This window comes from Pseudomonas halotolerans (assembly GCF_039581215.1).
GTDB lineage: Bacteria > Pseudomonadota > Gammaproteobacteria > Pseudomonadales > Pseudomonadaceae > Aquipseudomonas > Aquipseudomonas tehranensis.
On the sequence record NZ_JBCNTJ010000005.1, the window covers coordinates 286,601 to 310,677 of the forward strand.

General features: G+C 61.9%; 19 protein-coding genes. 4 read left to right on the forward strand and 15 right to left on the reverse strand.

The features are described from left to right. Nucleotides 1-3 precede the first annotated feature (3 nt). Complete coding sequence (locus AAIS01_RS10010; protein ID WP_343468829.1) at nt 4-882, reverse strand: LysR family transcriptional regulator; 879 nt, start codon at nt 880-882, stop codon at nt 4-6. A gap of 107 nt (nt 883-989) precedes the next feature. On the opposite strand from AAIS01_RS10010, the gene AAIS01_RS10015 reads away from it, so the two are divergent. Both AAIS01_RS10015 and AAIS01_RS10020 read left to right on the forward strand, forming a co-directional pair. After that, nucleotides 990-1,991 (forward strand): zinc-dependent alcohol dehydrogenase family protein, encoded by a 1,002-nt coding sequence (locus AAIS01_RS10015; RefSeq protein ID WP_343468830.1) that lies wholly within the window; start codon nt 990-992, stop codon nt 1,989-1,991. Nucleotides 1,992-2,446: 455 nt separating this feature from the next. Further along, nucleotides 2,447-3,160: an SAM-dependent methyltransferase gene (locus tag AAIS01_RS10020; RefSeq protein ID WP_343468831.1), complete on the forward strand. Its 714-nt coding sequence runs from the start codon at nt 2,447-2,449 to the stop codon at nt 3,158-3,160. Nucleotides 3,161-3,327: 167 nt separating this feature from the next. On the opposite strand, the gene AAIS01_RS10025 is transcribed toward AAIS01_RS10020, so the two are convergent. The 14 genes from AAIS01_RS10025 to tssA form a co-directional block, all read right to left on the reverse strand. Further along, nucleotides 3,328-3,801 carry an SMI1/KNR4 family protein gene (locus AAIS01_RS10025; RefSeq protein WP_343468832.1) on the reverse strand — a complete coding sequence of 158 codons (474 nt, stop codon included), beginning with the start codon at nt 3,799-3,801 and terminating at the stop codon, nt 3,328-3,330. 13 nt (nt 3,802-3,814) lie between these two features. Beyond that, entirely contained in the window at nt 3,815-8,215 is a 4,401-nt protein-coding gene (locus AAIS01_RS10030; protein WP_343468833.1) for an RHS repeat-associated core domain-containing protein, read from the reverse strand. A gap of 12 nt (nt 8,216-8,227) precedes the next feature. After that, on the reverse strand, nt 8,228-8,662 hold the full coding sequence (locus tag AAIS01_RS10035; protein ID WP_343468834.1) for a DcrB-related protein: 435 nt from the start codon (nt 8,660-8,662) through the stop codon (nt 8,228-8,230). Between the two features lie 18 nt (nt 8,663-8,680). Then, nucleotides 8,681-10,612 (reverse strand): type VI secretion system Vgr family protein, encoded by a 1,932-nt coding sequence (locus AAIS01_RS10040; RefSeq protein WP_343468835.1) that lies wholly within the window; start codon nt 10,610-10,612, stop codon nt 8,681-8,683. 167 nt (nt 10,613-10,779) lie between these two features. Then, nucleotides 10,780-13,458 carry a type VI secretion system ATPase TssH gene (tssH, locus tag AAIS01_RS10045; RefSeq protein WP_343468836.1) on the reverse strand — a complete coding sequence of 893 codons (2,679 nt, stop codon included), beginning with the start codon at nt 13,456-13,458 and terminating at the stop codon, nt 10,780-10,782. Next, nucleotides 13,451-14,503 carry a type VI secretion system baseplate subunit TssG gene (tssG, locus tag AAIS01_RS10050; protein WP_343468837.1) on the reverse strand — a complete coding sequence of 351 codons (1,053 nt, stop codon included), beginning with the start codon at nt 14,501-14,503 and terminating at the stop codon, nt 13,451-13,453. The genes tssH and tssG overlap by 8 nt, the downstream gene beginning before the upstream one ends. After that, nucleotides 14,467-16,326 (reverse strand): type VI secretion system baseplate subunit TssF, encoded by a 1,860-nt coding sequence (gene tssF / locus AAIS01_RS10055; RefSeq protein WP_343468838.1) that lies wholly within the window; start codon nt 16,324-16,326, stop codon nt 14,467-14,469. Before tssF ends, tssG begins: the two co-directional genes overlap by 37 nt. Next, nucleotides 16,323-16,835: a type VI secretion system baseplate subunit TssE gene (gene tssE, locus AAIS01_RS10060; RefSeq protein ID WP_214914029.1), complete on the reverse strand. Its 513-nt coding sequence runs from the start codon at nt 16,833-16,835 to the stop codon at nt 16,323-16,325. Before tssE ends, tssF begins: the two co-directional genes overlap by 4 nt. Beyond that, entirely contained in the window at nt 16,829-17,272 is a 444-nt protein-coding gene (locus tag AAIS01_RS10065; RefSeq protein WP_343468839.1) for a hypothetical protein, read from the reverse strand. The genes tssE and AAIS01_RS10065 overlap by 7 nt, the downstream gene beginning before the upstream one ends. Further along, a complete protein-coding gene (locus AAIS01_RS10070) occupies nt 17,269-17,727 on the reverse strand; it encodes a type VI secretion system amidase effector protein Tae4 (RefSeq protein WP_214914027.1) in 459 nt (152 codons plus the stop codon). The genes AAIS01_RS10065 and AAIS01_RS10070 overlap by 4 nt, the downstream gene beginning before the upstream one ends. A gap of 81 nt (nt 17,728-17,808) precedes the next feature. Continuing rightward, entirely contained in the window at nt 17,809-18,297 is a 489-nt protein-coding gene (locus tag AAIS01_RS10075) for an Hcp family type VI secretion system effector (RefSeq protein WP_047226771.1), read from the reverse strand. A 220-nt stretch (nt 18,298-18,517) separates the two neighbouring features. Beyond that, entirely contained in the window at nt 18,518-20,014 is a 1,497-nt protein-coding gene (gene tssC, locus AAIS01_RS10080; protein ID WP_092403363.1) for a type VI secretion system contractile sheath large subunit, read from the reverse strand. Nucleotides 20,015-20,029: 15 nt separating this feature from the next. Beyond that, nucleotides 20,030-20,545, reverse strand: coding sequence for a type VI secretion system contractile sheath small subunit (gene tssB, locus AAIS01_RS10085; RefSeq protein WP_092403365.1), 516 nt, complete (start codon nt 20,543-20,545; stop codon nt 20,030-20,032). An 81-nt stretch (nt 20,546-20,626) separates the two neighbouring features. After that, nucleotides 20,627-21,661, reverse strand: a complete 1,035-nt coding sequence (gene tssA, locus AAIS01_RS10090; protein WP_343468840.1) for a type VI secretion system protein TssA — start codon at nt 21,659-21,661, stop codon at nt 20,627-20,629. 405 nt (nt 21,662-22,066) lie between these two features. Here tssA and tagH point away from each other — a divergent pair, with 405 nt between their 5' ends. Further along, a complete protein-coding gene (gene tagH, locus AAIS01_RS10095; protein ID WP_343468841.1) occupies nt 22,067-23,524 on the forward strand; it encodes a type VI secretion system-associated FHA domain protein TagH in 1,458 nt (485 codons plus the stop codon). A 50-nt stretch (nt 23,525-23,574) separates the two neighbouring features. Further along, entirely contained in the window at nt 23,575-24,075 is a 501-nt protein-coding gene (gene tssJ, locus AAIS01_RS10100; protein ID WP_343468842.1) for a type VI secretion system lipoprotein TssJ, read from the forward strand. Nucleotides 24,076-24,077 lie beyond the last annotated feature (2 nt).

The following is a 24,077-nucleotide window of genomic DNA, read 5'->3' on the forward strand; positions in this document are numbered from 1 at the left end:
GATTCAAAGGCGCTCGCGCAAAAAATCCACAAAGGCGCGAGTTCTTGCCGAGCGGCGCCGGTCTTGGCTGAACACGGCGCTGATGGGCAGCGCCACCGGCCGATAAGCGTCGAGCAGGGTGGACACGGTTCCCTGGCGAACATCGGCGGCAAATAACCACTGCGGTGAAAGCGAAATGCCCAGCCCGCAAAGCACCATTTCCCGGATCGCCTCGCTGCTGTTGCTGGTGACATTGCCCTTGATCGTCACGCGGTGCTGTTTGTCAGGGTGGTGGAAGCGCCACACGTCGTAATGCTCCAGCAGTGTGAAACCCAAACAGTTATGGCGGGCCAGATCCGTTGGTTCCAGCGGTGTCCCGTGCTGTTGCAGGTACGCGGCAGAGGCGTACACCCCGCGTGGGCTGTCGCCAAGGGCGACTGCTACCAATCCTTCGTTTTTCACCACGCCGATACGGATGGCAACGTCGATGTTTTCCTTCAGCACATCTTCGTTTTGATCGCTCAGCCTAAGGTCGATCTGAACCTGTGGATGGCGTGCCAAAAACTCGCCTATCAAGGGTGCAATGCACAGCCGCCCGAAACTCACTGGCGCCGCCACGCGCAGGGGACCGGCGATCTGTTCCTGTCCGCTGGCGAAACTGAGCCGTGCGGTGTTCAGGCTGGCGAGTATTTCCTTGCTCTGGGCGTAGAAGCGTTGTCCCTGGTCGGTCAGTGCAAGCTGGCGGGTGCTGCGGGCAAACAACGCCCCGCCAAGGTGTTGCTCCAGCGCGCGGATCTGCTTGCTGACGGCCGGTTGACCCAGGTTCAGCTCCCGGGCGACCGCCGAGAACGAACCGCGCTCTACCACTCGCACGAACATCTGCATCGCGTCGAATAGATCCATCGGGATTTGGCCTCTGGTTGGAATAAATCCTATCCATAGTTGCTTACTTATCGGAATGCGTCGACGGCCGCAACATGTACTCACCCACTCATTGGAGGTTTACCGTCATGAACAACACCATGTTCGCTGTCATTGCCCAAACCGCTCAGGCTCCGCTGGTCGTTCGCCACATCCCCCGGCCTGTTCCCGGCAAAGGACAGGTATTGATCAGGGTTCACGCCGCAGGGATCAATCCTCTGGATACCAAGATCGCGGCAGGTGGTGGCGCTCATGCCCGCCAGCCGCTGCCCGCCGTCCTGGGCATCGATTTGGCCGGAACAGTCGTTGAGCTGGGAGAGGGCGTGCACGATTTCGCCCCCGGCGATGACGTGTTCGGCATGGCCGGCGGGATCGGCGGTGCCCAGGGGGCGCTGGCCGAATACATTGCTGTCGATACTCGCCTGATCGCGCTCAAGCCCCGTTCATTGAGCATGCGTGAAGCGGCAGCCTTGCCGTTGGTCTTCATCACTGCTTGGGAAGGTCTGGTAGACCGGGCCAATGTTCGTGCCGGCCAACACGTGTTGATCCACGGCGGCGCAGGGGGTGTCGGCCACGTGGCCGTGCAAATCGCCAAGGCCCGTGGCGCCAAGGTTTACGCCACCGGCTCGGCCACCCGCCTGGACTTCATCCGCGAACTGGGCGCGACGCCCATCGACTACCGGAGCCAGGACACCGACAGTTACGTACGCCTGCACACCGATGGTGAGGGTTTTGACATCGTCTACGACACCGTCGGCGGCTCGACGCTGGATGCGTCCTTCAAGGCGGTGAAGACCTATACCGGCCACGTACTCAGCTGTCTCGGCTGGGGACAACACAGCCTGGCGCCTTTGTCGTTCAAGGGGGCGAGTTACTCCGGGGTGTTTACCTTGATGCCGCTGCTGACCGGTAAGGGGCGTGAGCATCATGGGCAGATATTGCGCGAAGCGGCGGCTTTGGTGGAGGCCGGGGTATTGCGGATCAAGGTAGACCCGCGCCGGTTTGGCCTGGAAGACGTGAATGAGGCGTTTGCGCAAGTAGCTCAGGTGACTGGGCAAGGGAAAACGGTGGTAGAGATGACGAGGGAGTGAGGCTGGTCCGTCATTGTTATCAGGAAGCCGGTTTGAACATTGCGTTACCTCTGATTAGTAGGCCGAAACCCTCTCGCTACTAAACGAAAGGAGTCAGCTCAGCTGTGCGCAAGTTACTGAACCCGACCACTGATGGGCTGCGGCAGGAAAACGATAGAGCCCGGAGACAAGGCGCATAAGCGGGGGGAATTCTGGCGCAGTTGTAGGCAAAGGCGCATGGATGCGTAGCTTGGCGCGAGCGCGGCAATCGGGCTGTAGGCTCGGTCGGACGGATGCCTGCAAGTGGTGGGAGAGGACTGCCCCAACAGTCGCCTCAACCCAAGGCACCGGATCCCATTTGTGTGTTGGACCGAGGTTGAGCACCCCATTCCTCATGGGAATGCAGCGTATAAAAACAATGAATTTTTATTATCACAGCCCATGACGTAGCGTGATTGGCGGACAGGAGAACCGCCTTGAAATCACCTCACACCTCAGTTGATAAATTCGACACTTCTCGCGCCAATGAGTACGGCCGACAGAGCCGTATCGCGCTGGCCGGGTATGACGCCTGCCAGGATCTGGCGGCGTGCATGCTCGCGGCGAGCCTTGGGGATCAAGGCTCAGCGAACATACTGGTGGTGGGCGCTGGCGGTACGGCGCAGGAGATAATCGCGATGGCTTCGCTGGAGCCGGGGTGGCGCTTCACGGCGGTTGATCCATCCGAGCCGATGCTGGAGGCCGCCCAGCAGCAGCTGCAGGCGAACCATTTGCTCGAAAGAACCCGGCTGCACCTGGGGCATGTCGAGGACCTGGCGGCAGATGAGTCATACGACGCTGCGACGTTGATCGGTGTGTTCCATCATCTTGATGGCGACGAGGCCAAGCGCCAGATTTTTCAGGCCATTCGGGCTCGTCTCAAGCCGGGAGCGCCGCTGATCGTCGCGGGCAATCAATACGCTTACGCCAGCCAACCGTTGTTGCTCGCCGCCTGGGGCCAACGTTGGCGGCAGCACGGCGCAAGCCCGGATGAGGTGGAGGCCAAGCTTGGAAAAATTCTTCAGGGCGCTGACCCGCCGCATTCCGAGGCGGCGGTTCAGCAACTGTTGCATGAGGCGGGATTCGATGATGCCACCCGTTTCTTTAGCAGCCTGTTCTGGAGTGCTTGGTTGACGTGTAAAAGGGGCTAAAGCGTGCGTCCAAGTAGACCGGCGGAGCGATGCGAGCGTAGCCCCGCTAGCGCCATGGTGCGGCGTGTCTGGCCAACCTTTTCGGGGTGGCTTCGCCACCTGAGCGGGAGCAAGCTCCCTCGCCACGGGGTTTGTGTTTCTGATCAAGTTCTGCGGGGTTGGCTTATTTACTCATCGTCCAAATCATCCTCATCAATCAGCCCTTGGACGAAACGGAGGAAATTCGAGCAGACCAGCTTTTCAGACTGAGCCTGATTCTCTTCAGGGCTCAAGTCACTATCAAAGCTATCCGTCGTGAAATAGCTAACGGCTTGGGTATCAAGGTTCAAGCAAAAAAAGTTACCACCCCAGTCGTTTGCGAAAGGCAAGAGGCGCGCAGGAAGTACCTTTTTCTTCAACATCATCTGGTAGGTGGACAGCACCGTGGAGTCGCCAACGGCAATCGGCTTGAAAGCGGCCACTTCCAGTGGCTCGTCGAAATCGTCACCGACCCAGTAGGTGCGCGCCGGTACGCCGCCGTTGTACTTGAGGTAATGGTTTCTAAAGGGCGTTGATAACTTCTTGCCGATAGTGGACTCCAAGAGGTCTAAGTCCGCTGGCGTGATGGCTGCTTCGGCATTTGAGAATGTATTTTCAAGCATCGTTAATCTCCGTTTATGAGCAGCGGCCAGGTTTGGCTTTAGGGATCTTGTTAGCCAGCCAGCCTTTTTTGGAGGCCGCAAGAACTGACTCAGTGCTCTCGTACTTAACCTTGAAGTGTTTTTCATATTGCGCTACGGAACCACCATGCGGGAACGTAGCCTCATGTGCGGCCGTTTTAACGAGCTGCATCGTGGTTGTACCTGTTTTGGGGTTGAAGTCATCAACGTGGTGCCAGGTATAGCCCGTCGCTGTTTTCTTAGAGATACCGGCCTCTTTGAAGGCCTGTGTGAAGTCGCGCCCCCTTGCGCCTTGCATCTTGATGGTCACGATATTCTTTTGTGAGCCTGTTGTCGGGAACAGGTCACTGCTTCCAGTGAAGTCCACCCCTGCAAACGCCCAGCCCCATGGATCCGCCCAGCCAATAGGATTTGGAGCGTATTGGTAAAGATTGAGTCCACCTTCCAACCCAATCGGATCCGGCGTCGTAAACCGCCCCACATCCGGATCATAAAACCTGAACGTATTGAAATGCAGCCCCGTTTCCCGGTCCAGGTACTGCCCCTGAAACCTTAGGTTCTGCTCCTCGATGTAATACGGCTCGCGCACCTCTTCCAGCGTGTTGCCCCACACCCGGTACGTTGCCCGCCACACGTCATGGCCGTCGGCTTCGGTGAGTTGTTCGGGCAGGCCGTTGAGGTCGTTGTGGTAGTAGCGGATCTTTTGCAGCGGGCCGCTGCCGTCGACGCGGGCCAGGGGTTCGTAGCCGTCGTCTTCGTAGAGATAGAGGCTGGTTTGCTGGTGGCGGTGTTCCTGCAACAGGCGCAGGCCGTCCCAGGTGAAACGGGTTTCGCCCAGTGGGTAGCCGTGGCCGTCGTGCTCGGTTTTTTCGATGCGCCGGCCCAGCGGGTCGTAGGTCATCCTGACCACGCTGCCATTGTCGTTGCGCACTTCAATCAGGCGGCTTTCGGCGTCGTAGGTGAAGCGTTGCAGGCCGCGTGCGGCGCTGCGTTTTTCGATCATCCGGCCAAAGGCATCGTACCGATAACGCTTGTCCTGGTAGGTCAGCAGTTTGTTGTGCACCACCAGCCCGGCGCCGGCTTGCGGGCCGTCCAGCAGGTTGGCGGCGGCGTCGTAGGCGAAGGTTTCGCGCTGGCCCTGCAGGTTGTCCTGGCTGGCGACGATGCGGCCGGTGGCGTCGTAGTGCAGCAGTTGCCGGTGCTGCGCGGCAGGTTGTTGTTCGAGTTTGCCGATCAGGTTGTCGGCGGGGTCGTACTCGAAGTGTTTTTGCACCGCCGCCGGCAACAACGAAGGTTGACTGCTGTGGCGGCGTTGCCGTGCACGCAGGCGGCCGCTGCGGTCGTATTCGCTGCGGGTGCTGATCTGGCCTTGGGTGCGCAGCACTTCGCGGTGCAGACGGTCGCGTTCGAAGTCGCTGATGACCTGGCCGTCGAGGTTGATCTGGTGCAGGTGGCCGCTGCCGTAGTACAGCCGATTGACCCAGCGACCATCGGGCAATTGGGTCTGGATCAGGTTGCCCAGTTCGTCGTAGTGGTGTTGCAGGCTGCCGGCGGCGCTGTTTTCGGCGAGCAACTGGCCAGTGGCGTCGTAGGCGAAGCTCAGGGTTTGCGCGTTGCCTTGCAGGTCGGTGAAGGTGACGGCGGTGAGCTGGTCCAGCGGGTCGTAGGTGTACTCGGTACGGCCATCGTCAGTGACTTTGGCAATCAACCGGCCCACGGCGTCGCGTTCCAGGCGATGGACGATGGGCGCCGGCGGTGCTTCAGGAATGATCGCCAAGCCCGTGCCGTACGGCGCCGGAGTCGCCGTCACCGCCGCGACGTTGTCGAGTACGTCGTAGGTGTAGCGCTTGGCGCTGCCATCGAGGTCCTGTTGTTCGGTCAGCCGATCCCCGGCATCCCAGGCAAACCGATAACTTTCGCCATTCTCGTTGATCAGCGCTTGCAGCCGTCCGTAGCTGTCGTAGGCGAACTGCACCTGCCGACCGTGGGCATCGGTGCGTTGGCGAACCTGGCCGCGACGGTTGTGTTGATAGAGCGTGGTGTGCCCGGCCGGGTCGGTGTAGCCGGTCAACTGACCGGCGAGGTCGCGCTGGTACTGTTCGGTGCGGCCATCCGGCAATTGGCTGCTGAGCAAACGGCCTTGGGCGTCGTAGCTGAACTGGGTGCGCTCGCCGAGGGCGTCGGTGATGGTCTGCAGGTAGCCGCGCTGGTCGTAGCTGAAGCGTGTCGGGTACCCCGAGCAATCGATGTGCTCCACCAATTGCCCGAAGGGATTCCAGCGCAGCTTTTTAAGCTTGCCGGTGGCGTCGATGATTTCGATGACCTGACCGTGGGCGTCGTAGCGGTAGCGGGTGACGTGGCCCAGGGGATCGGTTTCGGCGGTGCAGTTGCCGCGTTGATCGTAGCGGTATTTCCAGCTGTTGCCGGCGGCGTCGGTGTCCACCAGCGGCAGGGCCCAGTGTTCGAGCCATAACGTCGAATCGCCGCGGCCCAGCGGATCGGTTTCGCCGATCAGGTTACCGGCCTCGTCATAGCTGTATTCATAGCGCCCGCCCTGTGGGTCGGTGGCGCTGAGCAGTTGGCGTTCGTCGTTCCACTCGAACAGCCAGGTCTGGCCGAGGTTGTCGCTGTATCGGGTGATCTGGTGCTGGCGGTTCCAGTGTCGTGTGCTGACGCGCTGCAAGCCGTCGGTGATGCGGGTGACGCCGGCCTTGAGGTCATAGTCGAACTGATAGGTGTCGCCCTCGTCGGTCCAGTGTCGAACCACGCGCCATTCCTGGTCTTCGATCAGAGCCCATTCGTAGAAGCAACGCAGCCCGGTGGGCAGTTGGTGTTCCACCATCCGCTGGCCGGCGTCGTAGTTGAAACGCCGTTGCACCTGGCCGGTGGCGTCGCGCACTTCGCTCAGGTTGTTCGCGGTGTCGTAGGCGTAGCTGACCAGCATTTCGCGCTGCTGGTCGGGGTAGAGGCGTTCTATCCGGCTGACGCGTTCGCGCTCGTGGATCAGCTCGACTTGCACCAGGTCGAAGGTGTCGCGCAGGCGTATCAGCCGTCCGGCGGCGTCGTAGTCGAGGAAGATGCGGTTGTCGTTGCGGTCACCGAGTTGGCTCAGGCGCAGCAGTGATGTGTTGGCTGGCGTGGGTTCGAACAAACGGTACAGGCCGTCGTCGCTTTCAATCAGCAACTGCCCGTTGAGATGACGTCGCACGGCCAGGCCTTCGCCAGCACTGAACACCGCGCCGCCCAACGGGATCGAGCCCATGTCGATGGGCCGGGCCTGTTCGTCGGTGTAGAGCAGGGTTTCGCCGCCGTCCGGGTGAGGCAGGATCTCGACCCGCACCTCGTAGGCCACGCTCCAACCAGGGCCGAACAAGCCGTCGCGGCGCTCGTCGCGGCTGTTGTAGAAGCGTTGCCAGTCGATCGGCAGAACACCGGGCAGGACGAAATCCAGTTCCTCATCGCGGCCCAGCACCTTGGCGCCGGTGGCGGCGTGCACCGGGTTTGACGAACCCATGGCGGCGTTGGCGGCGGCCCCCATGGCGCTGCTGACCGCCATCGACGCCGCGCCACCGGCCAGCATGCACGGCAGTTTGCTGAAGAACTTGCCCTTGCCACCCTTGAGCATCAGCAACGCGGTGACCGCCAGCCCCACGCCCGGGGTCTTGCCGCTGCGAATCTCGCGCACCACCACTGAGCCGCCGCCAATGGTCACGTCCTGGGAAATCAACCCGGCCGACACCACCGTCGCATCGCAGGTGCTGCGGTCGCCGCTGCGCACGGCGGGCTGGCCGTTGATGGTGACTTTGTCCGAGCCTTCGGCCATGAACTGCGGCGGCATCGGTGGGTGCTTGGTGCAGATCACCAGGTCTTCCGGCCGGGTCTCCGTGCCGGGGGCGGGCGAGGCGACGGTGGGGCGCCACATCTGCGAGAAGAAGTTGCCGGCCATGTCCAGGTAGCTAGGCTCGGCCTCTTCTTCCGGCTCGGGCATGTCCAGTTCGGTACCGGCCGGCGCGACATGGGAAACAACCGCTCCGGCGGCGCGGGCCGAGGGGATGTTGTTGGTGAAAGTATCCTTGGAGCCGGTGAGGATGTTGGCCTGCACCGTGGGCGGGAATAGCGCGTTGCCGATGCCTTCGCAGATATTGCTCAAGCCTTTGTCGGCCCCGGTCTTGCTCATGGCAAGGCCAACGACGGCACCCACCACGGCACCGAGCAGGAAGCAACCCAAGCCACCCGTGGCGACGGTGATGCCGGTGGCGGCCACCACGGCAGCGGTCGCCAGGGCGGTGATGGCGATGTTCGCCGCCACTTCCAGCACGCCGCCGAGGATATCGGCCATCATCGAGGTGTGGTTGAGTGCATCGCCCAGGCGGGCCGCCCAGAGCGCATCAGACATGTAGGCTACTCATCAAGCCGGAACGTCGAACGACAGCGAACCCTTGATCGTCGCCCAATGCGCCGCTTCAGCATCACCGAGCTTCTCGGCTTTCACGTAGCTCAAGGCAAGCATCTTGCGCGTGCCGGGCAGTACCAGGGCGAGCTGAAACTGGAAGACCTTTTCGTTGCCCTTGTTGAACTGGCTGCGCAGTTCGATGCCTTCGACTTCCTGGTGAGCGCCCAGGCGCACGGGGACGCCCGGTTGAGCGCGTAAGTTCTGGACTTGTTTTTCCAGGCGCTTGAGCTGGTCGTCGAGGTTGCTCTGCAAGGTTTCGCCGTCGGCCAGCAAGCTGCGGCTGACGATCAACGAGGTGCCCAGTTCAGGGAACTTGAGGATGTTGATCGTGGCGTCCAGCAATTCGCTTTCCGGCAACTGGAACTGGAATTCATTGATGCGGTAAGTCATGGCACTTAAATCTCGAGGTTAGCCTTTGGGGAACGCGGCAGCGACGTTGGCGTCGATGCTGGCCTTGACGCCCTGGCCGTCGGGCGTGGCACCGGGGCCGCCGCCGTTGTTCAGGTGCAGCACGCCGCCGGTGTTGAATTCGGCATCGCCGCTGGCATAGAAGCTGATTTGCACGCCGGTCAAATTGATCTGGCCGCTGGCGTTGAGTTCCAGGATGCTTTCGCCGCACACCAGGCGCAGGTTCTCGCCCACTTCAATGACGTAGCTCTGGCTGATGCTGTCGGTCTTGCGCAGGCCCACCGACAGGATGTCTTCCTGCTTGACGATGCGCAGGCGGTTGTTGCCGATGGTCACCGTCTCGTTGTGGCCGATGCTCTTGTTGCGGTCGTGGCCCACCGAGTGGCTTTCATCCACCTCCACCACGATGTCCTGGTTGCGCTCGGCATGGATGTACAACTGCTCGGCGCCTTTTTTGTCTTCCATGCGGATTTCGTTGAAATTCGCTGGCGAACCGCCCTTGCTCGAACGGCTTTTCATGCCGCTCTGGGTGGCGTTTGCGGGCAGGTCATAAGGCACGGTCTGTTCGGCGTTGTAGACGCGACCGGTGATGATCGGCCGGTCGGGGTCGCCTTCGAGGAAGCTGACGATCACTTCCTGGCCAATGCGCGGGATCTGCATCGAGCCCCAGTTTTTCCCGGCCCAGGACTGTGACACGCGAATCCAGCACGAGCTGTTTTCGTTGGACTGGTCGTGACGGTCCCAGTAGAAATGCACTTTCACCCGGCCGAACTGATCGGTCCAGATTTCCTCACCTTTGGGGCCGACCACCAACGCGGTCTGCGGGCCTTTGACGATGGGGCGATGGGTAATAGGCAGCGGCCGGTAGCTTTGTTGGGCGACGATGCAGGTCAGGCTGCTTTCGAACTGGGCCGAAGGCGCGCCGCCGCCGGTTTCACCGCTTTCCTGGGACACGTAATAGCGGGCGCCGACGATCAGGTATTCGCGGTTCTGGTCCTGGCGAGTGAAGCCGGTGAGACTGAACAGGTGGCCCGAGCCCAGGCCGCGAGCGTTGCCGGCCAACTCCACTTGCTCGTGCAGGGTCTGCAAGGCTTCGATGCGGGTGCGGGCGTAGTGCTCGCCGTCCTGGCTCTGCACGTAGGTGCCGGGGTAGTCGTACAGCGGATAGTCGCCGGCAGTGTGCGGGCGCGGCATGGCCGAACGCACGTCGATGCGCGCGCTGGGGCGCTGGAAGTCGTAGTCGTTGAGTTCCAGCGAGCCGGGCTGCACTTCCTGGGCCAGGTGCCAGTCGTGGATATGGTCGCGCTCGCGCTGCTGTTCGTTTTTCGGGTAGTAAGGCACCGAACCGTAGCCGGGCACCGTGGTGTGGGCGCCGTAGGCGTCGGCCAGCACCAATACATGACGGCCCTGTTCGTGGCGGAAGAAGTAGTAGATCCCTTCCTGTTCCATCAGGCGGCTGACGAAATCGAAGCTGGTTTCGCGATACTGCACGCAGTATTCCCACTCGCGATAGGGCCGGCTGAGGGCATCTTCGAAGTCGGAGAAACCCAGGTCGCGAAACACCTGCTTGATGATCTGCGGGATGGTCAGGTTCTGGAAAATCCGGCAATCGGAGGTGCGGGTCAGCAACCATAGCCAGGGCCGCAAGGTCGCCTGATAACTGGCGAACTGGCCTTGGTCAACGTTCTGGCTGAAGCGCGAAACGATGCCGTGGAAATGCCGCTCGCCGCCGCCGTCCAGTTGCAGGCTCACGCACATGGGTTTGCCGAGCACCTGGTTGAGGTCGATGGCGTTGTCCAGCGAGTTCAACTGCAACTCGTAGTTGAACAGCCGCCCCAGCTCTTCGCCGCCGCCCATGTCCTTGAGCAACAGCACCTCGGGCCCCAGGGGGCTGGTGATTTTGGCCAGGCGTGAGGCTTGGTTGAATAACATCGGTTATCTCATTGTGATAATGGCTGCGCCGCTGATTCCCTGAAGAAACCGGATCCATTGTGGGAGCGGGCTTGCTCGCGAAAGCGGTGTGTCAGTCAACATCAATGTCACTGACAGATTGCCTTCGCGAGCAAGCCCGCTCCCACATTCGATCCGGTTCCATTAGATCAGGCCGCGTCGCTGAAATCGTACTGCAATTCATTGTCCCGGGCGCTGATCCGCACGCCGGCCAGCGCCTTGCCTTCGAGCATGCGGGTCAGGAACTCGCGGCTCATGTCCGGCAGCAGGCTGTTGGTCAGGATGGCGTCGATCATGCGTCCGCCGCTTTCGGTTTCGGTGCAGCGCGAGACGATCAGGTCGATCACCGCGTCGTCGTAGTCGAACGCCACTTTGTGGGTGTTTTCCACGCGCTTTTTGATGCGGTTGAGTTGCAGGCGGGTAATGGCCTTGAGCATCTCGTCGCTGAGCGGGTAGTACGGGATCGTCACCAGGCGCCCGAGCAGGGCCGGCGGGAAAATTTCCAGCAGCGGCTGGCGCAGGGCCTTGGCGATTTCTTCGGGCTCGGGCACGTTCTGCGGGTCTTTGCAGACCTGGGCAATCAGCTCGGTGCCGGCGTTGGTGGTGAGCAGGATCAAGGTGTTCTTGAAGTCGATCACCCGGCCTTCGCCGTCCTCCATCACGCCTTTGTCGAACACCTGGAAGAAAATCTCATGCACGTCCGGGTGCGCTTTTTCCACCTCGTCCAGCAGCACAACACTGTACGGTTTGCGCCGCACGGCTTCGGTCAGTACGCCGCCTTCGCCATAGCCGATGTAGCCCGGTGGCGCACCCTTGAGGGTGGACACGGTGTGGGCTTCCTGGAACTCGCTCATGTTGATGGTGATGACGTTCTGCTCACCGCCGTACATGGCTTCGGCCAGGGCCAGGGCGGTTTCGGTCTTGCCCACGCCGGAGGTGCCGGCGAGCATGAACACGCCAATGGGTTTGCTCGGGTTGTCCAGGCCGGCGCGGGAGGTCTGGATGCGCTTGGCGATCATCTGCAAGGCGTGGTCCTGGCCGATGATGCGTTTTTTCAGGTGCTGGTCGAGGTTGAGCACGGTTTCCAGTTCGTTGCGGGCCATGCGGCCCACCGGGATACCGGTCCAGTCGGCGACCACCGAGGCCACGGCCTGGTAATCCACGGTTGGCAGAATCAATGGTGTTTCGCCTTGCAGGGCGCTCAGGCGCTGTTGCAGGTCCACCAGTTGCTCGCGCAGGGCATGGCTGGTTTCGCTACCGTCCTCGCTGTCCACCACGCCGACGCGTTCGCGCAGGGTGGCGCGGGTGGCGAGCAACTCGTCCACCAAGGCTTTCTCTTCGGCCCAGCGGCTTTCCAGTTCGGCCAGGCGCTCGCGTTCGGCGCTCAGCAGGTTCTCGCTCTGGGTCTGGCGGGTGCCGATGGCGATGCCGATGGCATGTTCACGGGCGATGATTTGCAGCTCGGTTTCCAGCGCTTCGATGCGCCGACGGCTGTCGTCCACTTCGGCCGGCACCGCGTGCAGGCTGATGGCGACGCGGGCGCATGCGGTGTCCAGCAGGCTCACGGATTTGTCCGGCAACTGGCGCGCCGGGATGTAGCGGTGGGACAGTTTGACCGAGGCTTCCAGGGCTTCGTCGAGGATCTGCACCTGGTGGTGTTTTTCCATGGTCGAGGCCACGCCGCGCATCATCAGCAGCGCTTTGTCTTCGGAAGGCTCGGCCACCTGCACCACCTGGAAACGCCGGGTCAGGGCCGGGTCTTTTTCGATGTGCTTCTTGTACTCGGCCCAGGTCGTGGCGGCCACGGTGCGCAGGGTGCCGCGCGCCAGGGCCGGCTTGAGCAGGTTGGCTGCGTCACCCGTACCGGCAGCGCCACCGGCGCCCACCAGGGTATGGGCTTCGTCGATGAACAGAATGATCGGTTTGGGCGACGCCTGGACGTCTTCGATGACCTGACGCAGGCGCTGTTCGAACTCACCTTTCATACTCGCGCCGGCCTGCAGCAGGCCGACATCGAGGCTGCGCAGTTCCACGTCCTTGAGCGATGGCGGCACGTCGCCGGCGACGATGCGCAGGGCAAAGCCTTCGACCACGGCGGTCTTGCCCACGCCGGCTTCACCGGTGAGGATCGGGTTGTTCTGCCGGCGGCGCATGAGGATATCCACCAGTTGGCGGATCTCTTCGTCGCGCCCGACGATGGGGTCGAGCTTGCCGCTGCGGGCCTGTTCGGTGAGGTCGACGGTGAAGCGCTTGAGGGCTTCCAGTTTGCCCATGGCGCTGGGGGCCATGGCGCCACTGGCCTCGCCCGGTACGGCACCGGCGTTGAAACCGTCGCTGGCGGTCAGGGCGTTTTCCGGGGAGTCGCCGACGTATTCGTCAAAGCGCTCGCTCAAGGCCTCGACCTTGACCTTGTCGAACTCCGACGACAGCCCCAGCAACGCATGGCGCAGGCTTGGCGTCTTGAGAATACCCAGTACCAAGTAGCCGGTGCGCACCTGGCTTTCGCCAAACATCAGGCTGCCGTAGACCCAACCGCGTTCCACGGCTTCTTCAACATGGGAGGACAGGTCGGTGATGGAAGTCGAGCCCCGTGGCAAGCGATCCAGCGCTTCGGTCAGGTCGCGGGCCAGGCGCGCCGGCTCGATATTGAACTGGCGGATGATGCGGTGCAGGTCCGAGTCCTGCAGCTGCAGCAACTGATGAAACCAGTGGGCCAGTTCCACGTAGGGGTTACCGCGCAACTTGCAGAACACGGTGGCGGCTTCGATGGCTTTGTAGGCCACGCTGTTGAGTTTGCCGAACAACGCGGCGCGACTGATTTCACCCATGCTCATGGCTCCTTGAGGTCTGTGAGGTGTTGGCCTGTTCGGCGTAATGCCGGGCCAGTATTAAATCCTTGGCATCTGTTTCGGGGCGTCCCAACCAGGTGTTGAACCCCAGGCGCAAACGACCGTTGAGTTGCAGCGCCGGTACTTCGGGTTGTTCCAGGATCAGGTTCAGGTCCCAGTCCAGTTCATGGCCCAGATATTCGGCGACCCAGGCCACCAGCTCGTTGAAGGGTTGGCTGCCGGGCAACATGCCCATGTAGTCATCGAGCTTGAGTGGCCCCAGGCGAATGCGGAACTTGTGCTGGCGATCCCACACGTAGCGGCCCAGGCAAAAGTCCACGCCCAACTGATGGGCGCTGACGCCCACGCGGCTGCGTTCCGGCAGTTCCAGCCATTGGCCGACGTATTCTTCGATCTCCACCGGCAGGCCGAAGTACTCGCTGAGGATGGCTTTCAAACCGTCCGGGTAGCGGGTTTGCGCTGATAAGTGACCGCTGTAATGCAGTTTCGCCGTGTCAGGAATCAGCCCTTGCTTGAGCAGGCTCGGCATGCCCCGACCACTGAGGGCGGCCAGGCGTGCCGACCAATAGTCGTCGTCCGGGCGATCATGGCTGACCGTTGGCCGCGCTTCGGCCCAGGCCCGGTAGAACAGGCTGAGCAGGCGATGGTGGAACACGTCGAGGAAACGTTTGCTGGTGCTGTCGGCATTGTTGCGTTGGCGTTCGCGCACGTATTCGGTGATGTGCAGCGGCAGCGGGCCGTTGGGGCCGCCGAGGCCGAAGAAGAACTGTTCCAGGCGCGCCGGCGCACCGTCGAGGCCCGGTTGCACCGAGGCCAGGGTCGCCGGGGCGAAGGTGCATTCGGCCTGTTGCCCCAGGCGCAGTGGGTCATCGGCCAGGCGTAATGAATGGCCCAGACGCGGCAGTTCGGGGGATTCGCACTCGATACGCCGCAAGGCCTGGAAGAAGTCGTATTCCCAGGGCTCCTGGTGCATCGCGTCCAGGGTACTCAAAGGGTCGGACGACGTCCGGGCTTGGCTTTCCATCGCATGATCTCGCCGCGTTCGGTGGTACGGATCACCGTCTCGGTAAAACTGTTGATCGACACGTAGCGTGCCAGGAAGCGCTCGAACACCGCGCCGAGCAAAAACACCCCGGTGCCGCGAAACGCGTTTTCATCAAATTCCAGGGTGATTTCCAGGCCACGACCAAACACGATCGGGCCGGGCATCGGCAAGCGTCGGGTGCAGGCCTTGCTGCTGACTTCGCGCAGGCCTTCGATCTGCAACTGCAGCGCCGCGTCGTTGCTGTCGCCGTACAGGCGCAGCAGTTCGCGCAGGGCAGCGGCGCCCTGGCCTTGCTCGCTCAGGGACAGGTAATTGAGCGACAGTTGGCTGATCAGGCGCCAGGCCTTGGCGTCATGGGCATGGCTGGCCCGTGGTCGACTGGGGCCTGCTACGCAGCGGATTGCGCCAACGGGCGCGCTGTCGGCCAACGTGAAATCGGTCTTGCCGTTGCCCACACTCATGAACAGCGGGAGGTCGCGGTTGGTGCACAGCGCCGTCACGCCCAGTTGGCGCAGGTCGTGGCGATAGGGCGCCTGCTGGCTGTCCACCAGGCTGACGAAGGTTTCGCTGCCCACGTAGGTCGAGCGCGGGCCGTTGCGTCGCTGGTCGCTGGATAACACGCGCGGCTCACGTCGTACTGTGTAGTAGGCCTGGTCGCGCCCGTAACGTGACGGATCGCGCACGGCATAGAACGGCAGGAACGGCTGCTCCGGCCCGGTGCCGTGGCCGGTGAGGCCGGTCAGCGAATGCACTTCGAAATCCATCGGTCGGGTGCGGTCGGCGATGACGTGATGTTCGTTGACCCGCTCCGAGAGGTGGATGCGATCCAGGCGCTTGGGGAACAGGTTGATCGCCGGGGTGCAGAACGGCAGGAACTGCGCGGCGCCAACGCTGCCCTCCAGGCTCGGGTCGTGACGGTCGAACAGCACGATCAGCTCCAGCTCCTGACCGTCGCAGCGCTTGACCGCGCGGCTCAATTGGGTGAAGTCGACGAACAGGAACCGATGGGGCAGGGCGAAGTATTCCTGCAACAAGCGATAGCCCTGGAAGGCGCGCGACACCACGGGCAGCGCGGCATCGGCATCGTCGAAGCCCCGGGAGCACAGCGCGTCCTGAGGCAAGCGTTCAACCCAGTCGCCGCCGGGCTTGCGGGCGAACACGGCGCAAGCATTGCTCAGCAGTTGTTCGTAGAGGCGGAAGGGCTGTTCGTCGGCGCCGCTGAGGTACAGCGGCAGGTTGTCCAGAGACAGGCTGTTGAACGGCAGTTCGGCGCCTGTCCGCAGGGTCAGGCGCAAACCGGCCTTGGCTTTCGGTTCGCTGGCGGCCAGGCGTCCGAGCACGGCGGACGGGTTGCCGAAGTACTCGGCCTGGCTGACCTGCAATGGCCACAACGTCACCGCATGGGCGGTGCGGTACTCGCAGCAGGTTTGGCTTTCACGCCCCAGGGCGGCGCGCAGGACGGTGTCCCGGGGCAGCGCAAAGCCTGCGCTCAGCGAGCCCTCATCGGGGTCGGTCTGCAATTGCACCACCGTCATCGACGGCGTGGGCGCCAGATAGTGGGGGTAGGCGATTTCCAGCAGGTTATGGGTGAAGGTCGGATACTCGGCGTCGAGCTTGAGCTGCACTCTGGCCGTCAGGTAAGCGAAGCCTTCGAGCAAACGCTCGACGTACGGGTCGGCGCAGTCCATCCCGGACAACGTCAGCCGACTGGCGATCTTGGGGTATTCCTTGGCGAACTCCGCCGCGCTTTCGCGCACATGGTGCAGTTCCTGGTTGTACAGCTCCAGCAGGCGCGGGTTCATGGACGTCTCCGCTGGTCGGCGTGGACCACGCGCACGTGGCCGGTTTCCAGGTCCAGGTCGGTTTGCAGCATCAGGCGCAGTGGCACGGGTTGCGCCCAGAGGTCGCCCTCAATCTCGAAACTCAAGGCGTTGTGGTTCATCTCGGCGGTTGCTCGGGCTCGCACCCGCAGGGTATGGCGCAAGATGCGTGGTTCGAACGTGGCGATGGCCTGGTGGATCAGCGCTTCGAGGGCCGGCAGGTCGACGTTCGAGGCGCTGTTGCCGGCCAGCGCCGGCAAGCCGAAGTTGACCACCGAAGTGCCTGCCGGGGTGTGCAGCGTGGCATCGGCATCGAGCAACGAAGTGGTGTTGAGCAGCCACGCCAGGTCGCGCAGCACCGAGGCTTTCAACTGAGTGAGCGACAACACGCGCTTGTCGGCGCTTTCCTTGGGGTTGCTCGGATCGTCGTCGGTCAAGCGGTCCAGCAGGGACGGTTGCAGGCGATCGCGAGTGGCGATTTCGGTTACCAAAGGAATAGACCCGTGTAGTTCTTCTGGTCACCTGCGCCGCGCATGCAACTGGCATGACGAGCGATTATTGAAGGCTCAAGTTGTCCATTGATCAGGCGTATGGCGCGATACTCGGAGCGACATTCTTGGCTGTTCTGAGGGTCGGTCGCCAGATGGATAACGATGACAATGGGCACCTTGCCGAAGGTTTCGACGTACGGTTTGCCTTGTCGGTCGACCGTGAACTGGCAGGGCCACGGCAAGTCGAGTGGCAGCAGGGTCTGGTCTGGTTTGCGCAGCACGCAACGCTGTTGGTCGTTCTCCAGCGTCAGCTGTTGCCCGCCCATCGAGACGACTTGCTCCACGGCTGCCGATGGCAGGGGGGCTTGCTGCTGGGCACAGGCCGTCAGACTTGATAACAGGCAGCCAATCAATACCGCACAGTGAGCCTTGATCATAAGAGCTCCCAGAACCAGATAGCCCTTGATCGATAGGCCGGGTCATCGTATCGGCTGGCGGTAATGCCACGGTTCCACAGGTCGATGTGGTCACCGGTGCGACTGTCTGAAGATTCTCCCAGTTGTTGGAAGCAATCCTTGAAGAAAATAAGGCCTTTTTTGTCCATCAGCGTGCGGCGTTCTTGCGCGCTGCCGCCAAGCACAGTGGGACGCCCCAAGTGATGTTTCCATAACCAGTTTGCCAGCGATTCAGCGCCCCGCGCGTGCCCATGAGCACACTTGGGTTCGGTATAGGTGGAGGTGTTGACCTTGATCGTGAGTTCCGTGTTGAGCGTGATGCTCATGCGGATCGCGCACTGGTTTGCCCAAGGGCCATCACAGGGCTTTGCGTCAGGGTACGTATCCAGCAGGTCGGAATACGCTTTCCACAAATTGATAAACGAAGGCTTGGCCATGACTCATACACCGCGCGACAAAGGATTGGATTCGAGCAAGCACCAAACACCCCCGGTGCGTGGCACCGGGGGCGTGTTCGATCACACCTTGACGTTCTGACGGATGTTCCAGCCGAACTTGACCGGGCCGCCTTCCTTGGTGCCGTCGGCTTTTTGCGGCTGATAGTCGACCATCACCTTGGCGAAGTTCAGGGTGACGTTTTCGGTCAGGCGATCATCGTTGCCCGAGCCGCCGGTGCTCAGGGAGGTGATCAGCACTTCTTCCAGGTTGATGATCATGTACTCGACCTGGCTTTCACCGCCGGCCTTGCGCACGGTCAGCTTGACCTTGTCGATGTGCTTGCCGCTGGCGCAATGCATCATCAGGTTGGGCGATGCCTTGTCGACGAACTTGGTCAGCGACAGGTCCTGCACGTTGACCTTGCCCGCGCCACCGCCACTGCCCACATGCATGTTGCCGGACTGGGACATGCCCCAGCTCCAGTTCAGGACATCGATCTCGTCCTTGTGGGCCTTGTCCATGGACTCGCCCTTGATGTCGCCGATCTTGATGAAAATATCAACAGCCATGTTTTCTCCCTGTGTGGTCTCTACCACATTGTTTGGTTGACGCTGACCTTGCGAAATCTGTGAACTCAATGAAGATCCCCTGTGGAGCCCCCTGTGGCGAGGGAGCTTGCTCCCGCTTGGGTGCGCAGCGCCCACAAGAAGGGGCCGCTACGCGACCCAGCGGGAGCAAGCTCCCTCGCCACAAAGGGGCATCCACGGGAAGCCCCCTTCCAACAGGTTTTTACGCACCCTTGGCCGAAGGCAGTTTCGATACCAGGCGCAGCGACACGGTCAGCCCTTCGAGCTGGTAGTGCGGGCGCAGGTAGAACTTGGAGTTGTAGTACCCCGGGTTGCCTTCGACTTCCTCAACGATGACCTCGGCGGCGGCCAGTGGGTGCTGGGCCTTGGTGGTCTCGGTGGAGTGCGCCGGGTCACCGTCGACGTAGTTGAGGATCCAGTCCTGCAACCAGCGCTGCATTTCGTCCTTCTCTTTGAAGGAACCGATCTTGTCGCGCACGATGCACTTGAGGTAATGGGCGAAGCGGCAGGTGGCGAACAGGTACGGCAGGCGCGCGGCCAGGTTGGCGTTGGCGGTGGCGTCCGGGTCGTCGTATTCGGCCGGTTTCTGCAATGACTGGGCGCCGATGAACGCGGCGAAGTCGGTGTTTTTCTTGTGCAGCAGCGGCATGAAACCGTTCTTCGCCAGCTCCGCTTCACGGCGGTCCGAAATGGCGATTTCGGTCGGGCACTTCATGTCCACGCCACCGTCATCGGTAGGGAAGGTGTGGGCCGGCAGGTTTTCCACTTCACCGCCGGATTCCACGCCACGGATGCGCGAGCACCAGCCGAAGTGTTTGAACGAACGGTTGATGTTCACCGCCATCGCATAAGCGGCGTTGGCCCAGGTGTACTTGGAGCTGTCGGCGCCGTCGGTATTTTCTTCGAAGGCGAAGGCTTCCACCGGGTCGGTCTTGGCGCCGTACGGCAGGCGCGCGAGGAAGCGCGGCATGGTCAGGCCGATGTAGCGCGAGTCTTCCGATTCACGCAGCGAACGCCAGCCGGCATATTCCGGCGTGGTGAAGATCTTGGTCAGGTCGCGCGGGTTCGACAGTTCCTGCCACGAGCCCATGCCCATCACGGTCGGCGATGCGGCGGCAATGAACGGCGAGTGCATGGCGGCGCAGACTTTCGACAGCTCGCCCAGCAGCTCCACGTCGGGTGGCGACTGGTCGAAGTAGTAGTCGCCCACCAGGCAACCGTACGGTTCACCGCCGAACTGGCCGTATTCTTCTTCATACATCTTCTTGAAGATCGGGCTCTGGTCCCACGCGGTGCCCTTGAATTTCTTCAGGGTCTTGTGCAAGTCGGTCTTGGAGATATTGAGCACGCGGATCTTGAGCTGCTCGTCGCTCTCGGTGTTGTTGACCAGGTAATGCAGGCCACGCCAGGCACTTTCCAGCTGCTGGAAGTCGGGGTGGTGGATGACCTGGTTGACCTGGGCGGTGAGCTTGGCGTCGATGGCGGCGATGATCGATTCGATCGACTTGATGGCGTCGTTGGACACCAGGTCGGTCTGCGCCAGGGCCTGCTCGGCGAGGGTGCGCACGGCGGTTTCGACGGCTTCGCGAGCGCGCTCGGTCTTGGGCTTGAATTCTTGCATCAGCAGCGAGGCGAACTCGCTGGGGACTTCGGTGGTGCCCAGGGCCTGGGACTGATTTTCACGTGCTGATTCGGTCATGATCATTCGTCCTGATTAAGCCTGGGGCTCGTTGTCGGCGGGCTTCGGCGCGCTGGCCAGGGCCTGCAGCAGGGCAGGGTCCTTGATCGCTTTCATGATGATTTCTTCGGCGCCGGTCTTGCCGTCCATGTAGGTCAGCAGGTTGGCCAGTTGGGTGCGCGCTTCGAGCAACTTGTTCAGCGAGTCGACCTTGCGGGCCACGGCCGCCGGGCTGAAGTCGTCCATGCTTTCGAAGGTCAGGTCCAGGCTCAGGTTGCCTTCGCCGGTCAGTTCGTTGGGTACATGGAACGCCACGCGAGGCTGCATGGCCTTGAGGCGCGAGTCGAAATTGTCGACATCGATTTCAAGAAACTTGCGATCGGCCACAGGTGCCAGAGGCTCGGCGGGCTTGCCGGCCAGGTCCGCCATCACCCCCATGACAAAGGGCAACTGGACCTTTTTTTCGGCGCCGTAGAGCTCGACGTCGTACTCGATCTGCACTCGAGGCGCACGGTTGCGCGCGATGAATTTCTGAGAACTTTGCTTCGCCACGTTGCTGCTCCTGGTCGCTTGAGCGACGGTGTTGGCGTCATCGGGGGTGCCGGTGACGTGACTGCGTGATCCGTTCGCTTTTTATTCGCTGTCTGGGCCGCGCAGGTTTTCAAATTGACTCATGCCATCGGGAATCAGGTTGCGCACGATGGTCGCAAAGTCGGCGTTCACCAGAATCTTGGCCCGATTCAACAGCACCGGCAGGGGGCTGGAGGGCTCTTGACGGGCGTAGTAAGCGAGAATCCGGTCCAGGCTGCGCAACACGTCGTCGCGGTTGTTGACCTCGCCAGGGGCGGCGCTGCGTGGCGCGCTCGCGCTCGGCCCGGTGGCGTGTTCAACCGGCGCGGCGTTGTCGTCGCCGCTGATGACATCGGGCAGGGCGCTGTCGCCGCTCTGTGGGGCGAACTGGCCAAGGATCTGCAGGGCCATCTTGAGTGGTTGCTTCAGCGGGCCGAGGTCCACGCCTTGGGCAGAACCGACTTGATCGCTGACCTGTTGCTCGATGGCTTCGACGGCGCTGCGGGCTTGCAACAGGGCGGCCCGGGTGATTTCCAGCTGCTCGGGATCAGCATCGAGCAAGGCTCCGGCGAGCTGTTCGGCGCCGAGGCTTTCATTCGGGAAACTTTGCAGGCCGCTGGCATTGGCGGCGGCGCGCAGGCTCACGGCACCGAAGGTGCGCGAACGGGCCAGGATGCTTTCGCGCAGCAGGCCAATGGTGATATCGGACGTCAGGCCGGCGAGGGCGTTGATCCGCACGGTGGGATCGTTGTCGTCCTCGGCGTCCAGGCGCGGATGCAGGTCGGCCCAGTACTGCTTGAGCAATTCGCTGATCAGCGTCAACACGCGGGCCAGCCCCGGTAAGCCCTCCAGGGCCAGAGAACTCTGCAGCAGGAAATGGGTGATGCGCAGGTCTTTGCTGCGTTGCAGCAGGTCCAGGCTTTGCTGCTGGATGCTGCGCCATTCTGGGGGTTCGGCAGGCAATATCGAATCGCCCATGCTGCGCTCGGGCTGACCTTGGGAATCGCGTTCCAGGCGCAAGAAGTCCGCGTCATATTCCAAATCTTCACCACACGGCGAAGTTGCGGATACAGCGGCGAGCAGCAGAGGCACATCCACTTCGTTCGATCTCCCTATCGCCCGCTGAATAACTCGGGCAGTGCACACGCAAGTTCCGAATGGAACTTCACATGTTCCTTGAGGCTAATGGCCCTTTAGATGCTTGATGATCTTAAAGTGCCATCACGTATATTCAAGAAGTTGTGCATTTTTGGTGTAGTACTTATGGCTTGTCAAGGTAAGCTATTTCCCCTGTGTGACAGTTGTGAGGCGCTTAACAACCTGCGCGACCGGTAGGTCGAGGCAGGCACTGATGCAGGTTTTTTGTCACGCAAGCAGGTTAATATCAGCAATCATGCTGGCAAAAAGCCGTTTCGCAGTGGGTTGCAAAGGTTTGTCGGCGAGTCGTCCGGGAGCGGATCCCGTCACTCGATCGCATGCGCAAGTGTTCAGCAAGGAGGCAAGATGGCGCTGTGTTTGACTATCACTAGTTATCACAAGATTACCCCAGGCCAGTGTTCTGAAAAGTCCCTGGACCAGGGAGTGATGGCAATTGGCCGTAACTCCGATAATGATTGGGTATTACCGGACCCTGAGCGCCTGGTTTCCGGTAAACATTGCGTTATTCAATACAAAGACGGGCGTTATTACTTAACCGATAACAGCACTAATGGTGTGGAATTGGTCAAGGCCGGTGTCCGTTTGCGCAAGGGCAACAGTGAACCGCTGCAAGACGGCGAAGTTATCCGGATTGGCGATTATGAAATCCAGGCACGGGTGGATTTCAACCTGCCAGTCTCCGACAGCAATCCGTTTGCTGAGGCGCCCAGCAGCTTCGAAGCCTTGATGGGGCACCAGGGTGCCGGCGTGAATACACCCACGCCGATGCCCGTGGCTCCCCCAGCCCATTTCCAGGGCGCCTCGGCCATGGACACCTTGCCGGACCTGTTCGACTTCCTGAGCCCAAGCAGTGTTCCGCCGGCCACCCAGCCTGACCATGTGCCGGCCCAACAGCATGATTTCCGTCCGCCCACGCCCATTGCTCCTCCCAGCCCGCCGCCTGTGATCGAGCCTGTGGCGCAGGCGCCAGCCTCGGTGATACCGGAGGACTGGGACCTGTTCAGCGACAAGCCCGCGTCCGTGGCCGTTGCCCCGATTCCTGTCGCTGCGCCACCGGTTGCGCCACCGCCCGTTGTCGAGCGGCCTGTCGTAGAGCCGGTGCCGACACCCCCGCCCCAGGTCAGCGTCGCCACCGAAACTACGCCGCTGCGCGAGGCACCCGTGCCCAGCGTTCCAACCCCGGCCATGCCGCCCAAGCCGCTCGACGCCGCCCAACCCGACCTGTTGCAAGCCTTCCTGCGCGGCGCCGGGCTGGACCAGTTGCGCCTGGACCAGGCCCAGGCCGAGGCGCAGATGGAAAGCATCGGGCGCAGCTATCGGCTGATGGTCGAAGGTTTGATCGATGTCTTGCGCGCCCGCAGCAGCCTCAAGGGCGAGTTCCGCATTCAGCAAACGATGATTCAGCCAGTGGAAAACAACCCGCTGAAGTTCGCCCCCAATGTCGAGGAGGCCATGTTGTTGTTGCTGCGCCATGGTAACCAGGCGTTCATGGCGCCGGATGTGGCGGTGCGTGACAGCTTCGACGACCTGCGCGCTCACCAACTGGCAGTGATGGCCGGCGTGGAAGCGGCCATCAAGCATTTGCTGGCGCGCTTTGAGCCGGCGCAACTGGAGGAGCGCATGGGCAAACCCGCTGGCCTGTCGAGCCTTTTCAACGGCTCGCGACAGGCCCAGTACTGGCAGCAATTCACCGAGCTCTACAGCAACATTTCCCGGGAAGCCCAGGAGGATTTCCAGGACCTGTTCGGTCGTGAATTCAGTCGCGCCTACGAAGAGCACAGCGCGCGACAGCGCCGCCTATAACACCTTTAAAAGCAATCAACGGATAGCTCAAACGTCATTGAGGACGCAGGATGATTTTCAGGTTTTTACTCGCAGTCGCCACCGGGCTTCTGCTGACGGCATGCGCCAAGGATGCGGCCGATTCACAGTCCGAAGAGGCTGATACCGCTGCCATCGAACTGCACTTTCACGCCATTGCCGGCCTCAACCCCGGCGCTACGGGGCATCCGGCGCCGGTCCGGGTGCGTATTTTCGAACTGAAAAATGCCGCCACCTTCGCCCGCTCCGATTATTTCGCCCTGGCCGAACGGGCCCAGGCGACCCTCGGCGCCGACCTGATCGATCAGGACGAAGTGCTGATCCAGCCCGGTCAGCAGTTGAGCCTGCAACGCGACCTCGATCCGGCGACCCGCCATATCGGCGTACTGGTGGGCTATCGCGAACTGGACCGGTCGCTGTGGCGCACGGTGATGAATGTCCCGCCGCGCCAATACACCGAATACCAGATCAGCCTCGACGTGCGCGCCGTGCGCAGCGCCGTCGTCGTCCCCCCATCCAGCCCTGCCCAATAAGC